Below are 7140 nucleotides of genomic sequence, written 5' to 3'. Positions count from 1 at the left end.
GATCTCCCCGGCCACATCGACGTAGTCCGTGCCCGTCGAGGCGCACGCCTCCACCAGCGGCAGACCGTGGACGCCGTACGGACCGACCGTGCTGACCACCAGCCCGGTTCCGGCGACGATCTGCGCCCGGCGTGGCCGGGGTGCGTACGCCCGTGATCCGCGGGTCGGTGCCGCCGACCCCCGGGATGACGGCTCCGGCGCCGGTGTCACCGGTGAGCGGGCAGTCCCCGCGGTTGGGCGCGTATCCGCGGGTCGTGACGAACCCGTCCGTCGCGGAGATCGCGGCGGTGGCGCTGCCCGGGGTGGCCGGCCTGATCTTCCTGACCTTCAGCGGCGGCGTGATCGGCTACCGCCAGGCGAACAGCACCCGGTTCGTCAGAACCGCAGGAGCGGAACGCTTCCTGCCGTAACGTCCGGCGCACGGTGATTCTTTTGACGCCGCGCTGGGTAGGTTCCAGACCATGACGCTGGCATTCGGCGAATGGATCGTGCACCGCCGCTGGTACGCCGGCCGCCGCCGTGAACTCGCCTCGGCCGAACCGGTGACGGTGACCCCGCTCGAAGACGGCCTCGAGCATGTGCTGCTCGACGTGCGTTACGGCGACGGCACCGTGGAGCGGTACCAGCTGTTGGTGCGGTGGGTGAACGGTCCCGCCGCGCCCGCCGGCCTCGACCCGGCCGCCGTGATCGGCACCGTGCCGGGTCCGGACGGACGACGCACGGCCTACGACGCGCTCTTCGACCCGGAAGCGGCGCGCAGCCTGCTGCGCCTGATCGACACGTCGGCGACCGTCGCGGACCTGCGGTTCAGCAGGGAGCCCGGTGCGGTACTCCCGGTGAACGCACCGCCGAAGGTGTCGAGCGCGGAGCAGAGCAATACCAGCGTGATCTTCGGAAAAGAAGCCATGCTCAAGGTCTTTCGCCGGGTGACCCCGGGCATCAACCCCGACATCGAGCTCAACCGGGTGCTGGCCCGTGCCGGCAATCGGCACGTCGCGACCCTGCTCGGCTCGTACGAGACCTCATGGGCCGGGCCGGGCACCGACCCGTCCGCGCTCGGCATGGTGGCCGCGTTCGCGGCGAACAGCGCCGAGGGCTGGGACATGGCCACCGCCAGCACCCGCGAACTGTTCGCCGACGAGGTGGGCAGCGATTTCGCCGACGAGTCCTACCGGCTCGGGGAGGCGGTGGCCTCGGTGCACGCCACGCTGGCCGACACGCTGGGTGTCTCGACCGCGCCGTTCCCGGTCGACGCCATGCTCACGCGGCTGGCCTCGGCGGCGCAGGCCGCACCGCAGTTGGCGGGCCGGGCGGCGGCCGTCGCGGACCGGTACCGGGCGCTGTCCGGCCGGACGATCCCGGTGCAGCGTGTGCACGGCGACCTCCATCTCGGGCAGGTGCTGCGCACCCCCGAGAGCTGGTTGCTGATCGACTTCGAGGGAGAGCCGGGCCAGCCGCTCGACGAGCGCAGGCGACCGGACTCGCCGTTGCGCGACGTGGCCGGCGTACTGCGGTCGTTCGAGTACGCGGCGTACCAGACGGTCATCAACGACAACGGTGATGCCGCGATGGCCGCCCGGGCGCGGGCCTGGGTGGACCGCAACGGTGCCGCGTTCTGCGCCGGCTACGCGGCCGTGGCCGGCATCGACCCGCGCGACCACGGCCAGGTGCTAGCGGCCTACGAACTGGACAAGGCGGTCTACGAAGCGGCCTACGAGGCGCGTTTCCGGCCGTCGTGGCTGCCGATCCCGGTGCGTTCCATCGAGCGCATCCTCGGCTGAGCGGTCAGCGCACCAGCCTGCGCAGCAGCGCCGACGCGGCGGCGACGCCGAGCACGGCGGCCACCGCCAGCACCGCCACGTCGAGCACCCCGTTGGCGGGCGTGTCGATCAACAGCCCGCGCAGCGCGTTCACCTCGTAGGACAGCGGGTTCACCGCCGACGGCCAGCGCAACCACTGCGGCATCACCTCGACCGGGTACAGCGCGTTCGACGCGAAGAACAGCGGCATCGTGATGGCCTGACCGATGCCCATCAGCCGGTCCCGGTTGCGCACCAGGCCGGCCAGCGCGATCGACAGGCACGCGAAGAACGCGGAGCCGAGCACCACCACACCCATCGCCGCGACGATCTTCAGCGGGTTCGCCGTCATGTGCACGCCCAGCACGAACGCCAGCGCGACCACGCCGATCACCTGCACCACCGAGCGCACGCCCGCCGCGAAGGCCTTTCCGGTGACGATCGCCGACGCCGGCGCCGGGGTGACCATCAGCTTGGCCAGGATCCCGGCGTCGCGGTCCCAGACGATCTGGATCCCGTAGAAGATCGAGATGAACAGCGCCGACTGCGCGATGATGCCGGGCGCCAGGTAGGCCAGGTACGGCACGTCCCCGGTGTCGATGACGTCCAGCCGCGAGAACGTCTGCCCGAAGATCAGCAGCCACAGCGCGGGCTGGACCATCCGGGTGAGCAGTTCGGTGCGGTCGCGGCGCAGCTTCTGCAGTTCCACCAGTGCGAAGGCCCCGACCCGCATCAGCATGCCGCGCACCCGGCGCCATCCGCGCGGCGCCGGCACGATGTTCGGGCGGGCCGCCGGCTCAACCGACACGGCGGGCCGTCCTGCGACTCGAACGCACCGCGCGCAAACCCCCGCGGGAATCCCCGGCCAGATCCGAGCCGGCGTAGTGGCGGAAGACGTCCTCCAGCGTGGCCTCCCGGCCGTCCGGGGCGATCCCGCGCTTGAGCTCGGCCGGGGTGCCGACCACCTGCATCCGGCCGTGGTGCATCAGCGCCACCCGGTCACACAGCACGTCGGCCTCCTCCATGTAGTGCGTCGTCAGCAGCACCGTCATCCCGAACTCGTCCTGCATGCGGCGCACCTGGGCCCAAACCCCCTCACGCGCAATCGGATCCAGCCCCACCGTGGGTTCGTCGAGGAGGAGCAGCGACGGCTGGTTGACCAGCGCCTGGGCCAGCTCGAGGCGACGTACCATACCGCCCGAGTAGGTGCCGGCGGGTTCGTCGGCGACGTCGAGCAGTTGCATCGCGTCCAGCGCGCCGTCCACCCTGGACCGCCGCTGGGCCCGCGGCACGTCGTACAGCCGGGCGAACAACTCGACGTTCTGCCGCCCGGTCAGCGCTGCCTCGATCGAGAGTTGTTGGGGGACATAGCCGATGTTGTGTCGGATGTCCATGGTGCGGCGGCGTGCGTCCATCCCGAAGATCAGCACCTCGCCGTGCTGGGCCGGTGTCAGGGTGGTCAGCACCCGCACCACCGTGGTCTTCCCGGCGCCGTTGGGCCCGAGCAGTCCGACGGTCTCGCCCGCCCGGACCTGCAGGGAGAGGTCGTCGACGGCGGTGAACTCGCCGTAGCGGTGGGTCAGGTGGCGGCAGTCGACGGCCAGGCTGGTGTCGAGGCTCATCGCATCTGCTCCTGCCGCACCGGACGGCGTCGCGGGGTCGAGGCTGGCAACCGTGGCCACCGGGTAGGGCGCCGCCGCTCTACGGCTCCTACGCCCGGCCCGCCCGGCCGGTGGGCAGACGGGAACACCCGCTGCCCGCGCGGTGGCCACGGTTGCAACAGCACCTTCAAGCTAACACAACATTCCCGAAATCATGGCCGACTCGGCCCGGGCTAAGCGCGTGGCGCACAACAGTTTTCAGGCCGGATTCGGCAAGGCGCGCAGCACCAGCACCGCCCTGGCCGCGACGGACACCGTGGCGCCGGCCTGGTGGGACTCCCCGGGTTCCGGCGCCACAGCGGCCACCGAGGACACCACGGGCTCCCACGAGGCCGCAAACTCCTTCGGCGGCAACGTGAAGTCGATCGGCTCGTAGTGGGCGTTGAAGAACAGCAGGAACGAGTCGTCCCGCACCCGCTGACCGCGGGCGTCCATGTCCGGGATCCCCTGGCCGTTGAGATACACGCCGACCGACTTCGCGAACCCCGAGCCCCAGTCCTCGCCCGTCATCTCGGCGCCGTCGGGGGTGAACCACGCGATGTCGGTCAGTCCCTGGCCGCGCCGGCCCACGGGTTTGCCGCTGAAGAAACGCCGCCTGCGGAACACCGGATGGTTGGCGCGCAGCTGCGACACCGTGCAGGTGAACTGCAGCAGGTCGGTGTCGGCGTTGGCCCAGTCGACCCAGGTGATCTCGTTGTCCTGGCAGTAGCCGTTGTTGTTGCCGCCCTGGGTGCGGCCGAGCTCGTCACCGTGGCAGATCATCGGCACACCCTGGGACAACAGCAGCGTGGTCAGGAAGTTCCGCTGCTGCCGGGACCGCAGCGCGAGGATCTCCGGATCGTCGGTGGGCCCCTCGACCCCGCAGTTCCACGACCGGTTGTGGCTCTCGCCGTCGTTGTTGTCCTCGCCGTTGGCTTCGTTGTGCTTCTCGTTATACGACACCAGGTCGCGCAGCGTGAAGCCGTCGTGGGCGATGACGAAGTTGATCGACGCGACCGGGCGCCGCGCGGTGTGTTCGTACAGGTCGGCCGACCCGGTCAGGCGGTAGGCGAACTCGTCGAGGGTGGCCGGTTCCCCGCGCCAGAAGTCACGGACCGTGTCGCGGTACTTGCCGTTCCACTCGGTCCACTGCGGCGGGAAGTTGCCGACCTGGTAGCCGCCGGGGCCGACGTCCCACGGCTCGGCGATCAGCTTGACCTGACTGACCACCGGATCCTGCTGCACCAGCTCGAAGAACGTCGCCAACCGGTCGACGTCGTAGAACTCGCGCGCGAGCGTGGAGGCCAGGTCGAACCGGAACCCGTCGACGTGCATCTCGGTCACCCAGTACCGCAGCGAGTCCATGATCAGCTGCAGCGTGTGCGGATGCCGCACGTTGAGACTGTTACCGGTGCCGGTGTAGTCCATGTAGTAGCGCTTGTCGTCGTCGACGAGGTGGTAGTAGGCCGGGTTGTCGATGCCGCGCATGGACAACGTCGGGCCCAGGTGGTTGCCCTCGGCGGTGTGGTTGTAGACGACGTCGAGAATCACCTCGATGCCGGCCTCGTGCAGCGCCCGCACCATGGCCTTGAACTCCTGCACCTGCCCGCCCGGGTTCGGGTTCGAGCTGTACTTGGAGTCCGGCGCAAAGAAACCGATGGTGTTGTAACCCCAGTAGTTGGACAGCCCCTTGTCCACCAGCGTGGAGTCGTTGGCGAAATGGTGCACCGGCATCAGCTCGATGGCCGTGACACCCAGGCCCTGCAGGTGCTCGATGATCACCGGGTGGGCCACCGCGGCGTAGGTGCCGCGGATCTGCTCGGGGATGTCGGGATGGGTCTGCGTCAACCCTTTGACGTGGGCTTCGTAGATGACCGAGTCGGCGTACTCGTGGCCGGGCGGGCGGTCCACGCCCCAGTCGAAGTACGGGTTGATGACCACGCACTTGGGCATGCTCACGGTCGAATCGTCGTCGTTGCGGCTGTCGGGGTCACCGAAGTTGTAGCTGAACAGCGACTGACCCCAGTCGAACTGTCCGTCGATGGCCTTGGCGTACGGATCCAGGAGGAGTTTGTTCGGGTTGCACCGCAGCCCGCCGGCCGGGTCGTACGGGCCGTGCACCCGGTAGCCGTAGCGCTGACCCGGCTCGATGCTCGGGATGTACCCGTGCCAGACGAACCCGTCCACCTCGGGCAGCGTGATCCGGGTCTCGGCGCCGTCGCCGTCGAACAGGCACAGCTCGACCTTGTCGGCGGCCTCACTGAACAGGGCGAAGTTCGTGCCGTACCCGTCGTAGGTGGCGCCGAGCGGGTAGGCCTTTCCGGGCCACAGTTCCAGCGTGGTGTTTCCCGAGCCGGCGATTTGCGTCAAGTGGACTTCTCCTGGATACGTGGTGAAAGGCGGGTTTCGGCGTTGGCGACGATAGGGGATGCCCGCGCCACGGGCAGTGCAACCGTCTGATGCCTCACAAGGTCTCGACGCCGGCGGCGCGCAGCGCCTCGACCGCCTCGGCGCTGGTCGCCGGCGACACCCCGGCGGTCAGGTCGAGCAGCACCCGGGTGGTGAAACCGGCGGCGGCCGCGTCCGCCGCGGTGGCCTTCACGCAGTAGTCGGTGGCGATGCCCACCACGTCGACGGCGCGCACGTCCCGCGCGCGCAGCCAGTCGGCCAGAGAGGTGCCGTCGCCGTCCCGGCCCTCGAACCCGCTGTAGGCCGCCGAGTGGTGTCCCTTCTCGAAAACCGCCTCGATCGGGGCGGTGTCGAGATCGGGGTGGAACTCCGCGCCCGCCGTGTGCGCGACACAGTGCACCGGCCACGAGTCGACGTAATCCGGGTCGTCGGAGAAGTGCGGGCCGGGGTCGACGTGGTAGTCCTTGGTCGCGACCACGTGACGGTAACCCGGGTCGGTGGCGAGCAGATCGTTGACGCCGCGCGCCACCGCCGCACCACCGGTGACCGCGAGCGAGCCGCCTTCGCAGAAGTCGTTCTGCACGTCGACGATGATCAGCGCCCTGTTCGATGTCACCTGTTCACGGTATCGCCGGCGCGCTCCACCCGCAGGTGCGCGGTGAGAAGGAGGTGGTCGAACGTCGAGCGGGGCGGCAGGGTCTCCTCGTACACCAGGGTCCGGTAGTCGGACAGCAGCTGCTCGGCGAGCACCCGCAGCTTGACGTTCGTCTCCTGGGAACGCCACCGCAGCAGTTCGAACGCGGCGTCGTCGTCGACGCGGTAGATCAGCATCAGCATGCCCTTGACCTGTTCGATCACCGCGCGGTGCTCGGTGATCTCGGCCAGCGCCACGGTCAGCATGGCCTTGGTCTGCGCGTCGGTGGGCGTCATGTCGACGTAGAAGCCGTGCGTGCCGACCAGGCGGCCGTCCGCGTCGAGGAGCTGGTCACCGATCACGACCACCTCGTGGGTCTTGCCGCCGGTGTCGATGATGCGGTGCCGGGTGGAGAAGGTGCGGTGGGTGCGGCGCATCTCCTCCAGCGTGGCGGCGACCTGCTGGCGATCGTCGGGGTGCTTGTGGCTCAGCACGAGCTCGGTCGTCGGTGTCACCGTGCCCGGCTCGTAGCCGTGCAGGATCTGCACCTGCTCGGACCACTCCCAGCGTTCGTCGGCGAAATAGAACCGGAACCACCCGACGCGCTGGGGCGCGCCCCCGGCGAGCGCCTGTTCCAGTGAATCCTCACTCGCCACGA

7 protein-coding genes are annotated in these 7140 nt (G+C 69.5%); 2 read left to right on the top strand and 5 right to left on the bottom strand.

The features are described 5' to 3' along the window. Positions 1-140: 140 nt before the first annotated feature. Both ASJ79_RS21340 and ASJ79_RS21335 read left to right on the top strand, forming a co-directional pair. On the top strand, positions 141-410 hold the full coding sequence (locus ASJ79_RS21340) for a hypothetical protein (protein ID WP_231750963.1): 270 nt from the start codon (positions 141-143) through the stop codon (positions 408-410). A 51-nt stretch (positions 411-461) separates the two neighbouring features. Further along, positions 462-1781 carry a phosphotransferase gene (locus ASJ79_RS21335; protein WP_067959594.1) on the top strand — a complete coding sequence of 440 codons (1320 nt, stop codon included), beginning with the start codon at positions 462-464 and terminating at the stop codon, positions 1779-1781. Between the two features lie 4 nt (positions 1782-1785). Here the strand turns inward: ASJ79_RS21335 and ASJ79_RS21330 are convergent, their stop codons facing one another. The 5 genes from ASJ79_RS21330 to ASJ79_RS21310 all read right to left on the bottom strand — a co-directional run bounded on the left by ASJ79_RS21330 (position 1786) and on the right by ASJ79_RS21310 (position 7138). Next, the gene (locus ASJ79_RS21330) at positions 1786-2607 is read right to left on the bottom strand and encodes an ABC transporter permease (RefSeq protein ID WP_067959592.1); all 822 of its coding nucleotides are present in this window, start codon (positions 2605-2607) and stop codon (positions 1786-1788) included. Then, the gene (locus ASJ79_RS21325; protein ID WP_067959589.1) at positions 2597-3421 is read right to left on the bottom strand and encodes an ATP-binding cassette domain-containing protein; all 825 of its coding nucleotides are present in this window, start codon (positions 3419-3421) and stop codon (positions 2597-2599) included. Before ASJ79_RS21325 ends, ASJ79_RS21330 begins: the two co-directional genes overlap by 11 nt. 237 nt (positions 3422-3658) lie before the next feature. Then, positions 3659-5809, bottom strand: a complete 2151-nt coding sequence (gene glgX, locus ASJ79_RS21320; RefSeq protein WP_067959586.1) for a glycogen debranching protein GlgX — start codon at positions 5807-5809, stop codon at positions 3659-3661. Positions 5810-5903: 94 nt separating this feature from the next. Beyond that, on the bottom strand, positions 5904-6464 hold the full coding sequence (locus tag ASJ79_RS21315; protein ID WP_067959582.1) for an isochorismatase family protein: 561 nt from the start codon (positions 6462-6464) through the stop codon (positions 5904-5906). Then, positions 6461-7138, bottom strand: coding sequence for a PAS and ANTAR domain-containing protein (locus tag ASJ79_RS21310; RefSeq protein ID WP_067959579.1), 678 nt, complete (start codon positions 7136-7138; stop codon positions 6461-6463). The genes ASJ79_RS21315 and ASJ79_RS21310 overlap by 4 nt, the downstream gene beginning before the upstream one ends. Positions 7139-7140: the final 2 nt, after the last annotated feature.

It is taken from the genome of Mycobacterium sp. NAZ190054 (genome assembly GCF_001545925.1).
GTDB lineage: Bacteria > Actinomycetota > Actinomycetes > Mycobacteriales > Mycobacteriaceae > Mycobacterium.
This window is presented reverse-complemented; position numbering and strand designations above follow the sequence as displayed.